Source organism: Hungatella hathewayi WAL-18680, from assembly GCF_000235505.1.
GTDB classification, from domain to species: Bacteria; Bacillota; Clostridia; order Lachnospirales; family Lachnospiraceae; genus Hungatella_A; species Hungatella_A hathewayi_A.
In genome coordinates this window covers 14,990-18,395 of record NZ_JH379028.1, presented here as the reverse complement: position 1 = coordinate 18,395, position 3,406 = coordinate 14,990, and the positions used below count along the sequence as shown (strand labels likewise).

General features: G+C 53.3%; 1 protein-coding gene and 1 pseudogene. Both read right to left on the bottom strand.

Annotated elements, in window-relative coordinates; genetic code table 11:
* Positions 1 to 2,311 (bottom strand): annotated as a pseudogene (locus tag HMPREF9473_RS16095) (hypothetical protein); the annotation flags it as partial.
* 87 nt (positions 2,312 to 2,398) lie between these two features.
* Positions 2,399 to 3,151, bottom strand: a complete 753-nt coding sequence (lepB, locus tag HMPREF9473_RS16090) for a signal peptidase I (protein WP_006781218.1) — start codon at positions 3,149 to 3,151, stop codon at positions 2,399 to 2,401.
* Between the last annotated feature and the right edge of the window lie 255 nt (positions 3,152 to 3,406).

Below are 3,406 nucleotides of genomic sequence, written 5' to 3'. Positions count from 1 at the left end.
TAAGGCCCACAGTCTTTCCTGACACCAGAACCTGGCGGCTGTCGTCAATAGCTATGTCGCCGCCTGCTTCCCACAAAATCTCCTGACCTTCAATCTCGCCCGGAAGAATCAGTAAATCAGCCGTGTCTCCCAGCGCATGGCTGAGGGTGACTCCTTCCGGAAGAAGCAGGGGAATGGCGGACACCTTGGAATAGTCCGCAATTATCCCATGCTCGTTTAATGCAAAATAGGAAATCTGCGGGTATGCATTGCCAGTCAGGTACCAGTCTCCGCTCACTTCGGCCTCCATGCCGGTTATGTTTCTGGTACTCAGCCCTGTCGCTGCTTCCATGCCGATGCCGTCTTGTCCCATCATGGACTCTAATGCTCCTGCTTCATCATGCTCCGTCATGGATTCCACTGTGTCTGCACCGTCATACTCTATCATGGATCCCGTCATATCATTTTCAAATATTGCCACTTCTCCGTCCATATCGGCAGTATCTGTCTCCACATCCGCCAGCTGCATGTCATAGAAGCAGTCGATATATTGCCCTTCTCCTTCTGCAGTAAATGCATGGCAGAATATGTCCTCACTCTGGGCCAGCGCCATGCTTGAATAGCTATCCTGTATCGTTCCGTTATTTATCGCCGCAAAACCTGCCGATATTCCGTCGCATTCCATATATCCGGTGGAATAACTGTTCTCCACACTCACATCCCACCCCAGGATTCCTGCAAAACCTCCTGTATAGGTATCACTCAGATTCAACCGTGACTCAATTGTCATGCAGGTAAAGCAGTTGGATAATGTGGTATCTTCCTCTGCCTGTGCGATAAGTCCGCCGGCCGCTACCCGCTCTGCTGTCACGTTTATGAATGTATCTTCATATGGATTGAACTCCGTCTCTCCCTCCGCCATTCCTGCATCGGACGGGCTGGATATGGGAGCCGGCAGTTCTGCTTCCACAGGGAGGGATTCTGCGGATGACTCCACAACTTCCGCATCGGACGGAGTCGCCATGTTATCCAGTCCGACTTCCGTAATGGCGGCATTTTTCATCATCAGTCTCAAGTAAGCCCTGGTTTCCATGGCAATGGTCTCCGGCTCCGGTGATGCTTCTGTTCCGGCCGGTGCTTCCGGTGATGCTGTCGGTTCCGGTGCGGCCGGTGCTTCCTGGGTGGCAGAGGACTCTGGTCCTGCCGGCGTTTCCGGCGGGACTGTCGGATTCTCCGGACCTGCCGGTGCTTCCGTATCTGCCGGTGTTTCTGTCTCCTCTGGTTTTCCTGTCTCCCCTGGTTTTCCTGTTCCTCCTGGATTTCCTGTTCCTCCTGAGTTTCCTGTTCCTCCTGAGTTTCCTGTTCCTCCTGGGTTTCCTGTTCCTCCTGGTTTTCCTGTCTCCCCCGGAGTTTCCGTTCCATCTCCCGGCTTTATATCACCGCCCGGCTTTCCTTCTCCTCCATTTTCCTGCCCCGTACCTGCTTCTCCAAAATCCGTTTCCGCATCCGGCGTTTCGCCTGCACTGGTCTCCTTCGTCTCTTCCTGGCTTCCGGTCATCTCCTCCCCGGATTCAGCGGATGTCCCCGCATTTTCCGGCGAAGAACCGTTCTCTCCTGGCAGACTCTCCTGATTTCCGCCTTCTCCCGTCGACGTCTCCACCACACCCGGACCTCCGGCAGACGGACCGCTCTCTGTCTCCAGCCCATCCAGCTTCTCTCCACTGCTCTCCGTCATCCCCGGTCCTATTTCTTCCAGCTCCGGTTCCGTTTTCGCCTTTGCTGTCTGATAAACCGTCTCAACCGGAATATCCGTCACAAGGGACCCGCCGGCCCCGCAGTTTCGTATCTCCGAACCAATCACATAGCCGGCCAGCGCGCCATAACCATCCACATACCGCTCGCCATCAAAATAAGTGACAGGATTCACAATCGACGCCTCACTCAAAAACAGGTTCTCCACCTCCGCCTGTTTCAGCACTCCAAACAGCGGCCGTTCCAGACCGCTTATCACATGCCCGTTTCCGTCAAAGGTTCCGGCGAACGGCTCCACATCCGTCCCAATGGACTGATACAGCCAGCCCAGATCCAAATCCTCCTCCAGCCGGTATCTTCCCTTCAGGTTATACTTCTCGCTCTCCGGATCCAGAAGGTAATACTCCAGCTCCTCCTCCGTATAAATCGGCACAATCTCCCGGCTTTTGGCCCTGGCTGTTCCGATGCTGTGGGCGGTGTAACCAACGGCGCCGGCCATTATCAGGCAGGCAGCCCCGGCAATCAGATATTTGATATGTTCCTTTCCCTTCGATTTTCTATGTAATATGTAACGGTTCATAGTAAATTCCTCCGACATTTTTCTGTCTTATTCCTGATACGTATTTCTCAACAGGCACGCTGCCACAGGGCAGTCCACGCTCCCCTGTCAGCCGGCTCTGATGATCAAAATCACCCGGCCCAGAATATTCTTCTGCGGCACCGTCCCCACCCGGCTGTCACGGCTGTCAATAGAAACACTCCGGTTATCGCCCAGCACCATGTACTGTCCATCCAGGACGGTCAAGCGTTCGCCCGGACTGTCTGTGTTCTCCTCCTTACGGTTTTCCGGGCTGTCATGTTCTGTCATGCCATATCCCATCGTGCCGGCTCCATTGACAAACACCTCATCCCCCGAGTCACTGATTTTCACTGTGTCTCCCGGCAGTCCTGCCACTCTCTTCACCATACTTTCTCCATTCTTCTCAAACACCACAACCTGGCCTCTCTGAATTCTGGTTCCCACCCGGCTGTACACAATCCAGTCCCCGTGGTTCAGGTAGGGATTCATCGATTCCCCCGATACCCTGTCCACGCCAATCAACAGGCTGAAAATCCCCACAATGCACAGCCCTCCAAGAAGCGCCGTCAGCAGCAATCTCACATTTCTGCGTCTCCTTCTCACAAAATACCGCCGCATTTCCACCCGCACGCGTCCTCGCATCTGTTTTTCCAAGTCTGCCAGTTCTCCCAGACATTCCCTGGTCCGGTTTTCTCCACCAGGCTTTATTCCGGCTTTTAACTTCCCCCCGATGGATTCCACAGACTTCACAAGCTCCCACAGATAGCAGATAATCTGGCTTTCCTCAAATCCTCCATAACGGACCGTAGGAAAATGGGATTCCCTCTTTCTTTTCCTCATCCGTCCGCTCCGTTCCTGTCTGCGGGACTTTCCTCTGCCTCCGACTGTCTCCACGGACTGGCACCTTCCTTTCGGCTTTTACTCTGTAATGAGTATTATGAAGTGGAATCATCCATATTTCCTGAAATGGACAGCAGTATATTGCCATTTCCTATGATTTTTTATTGCATTTCCGCTTCTCGTATTGGGATATCAAACAGAACAGCACAGATGTAAATGATTTTATGGCACCACAAACAGGCGATTTCAGCCCCA

Coding starts and splice junctions, on each gene's coding strand:
- lepB (WP_006781218.1), bottom strand. CDS start 3,151: ATGAGGAAAAGAAAGAGGGAATCCCATTTTCCTACGGTCCGTTATGGA.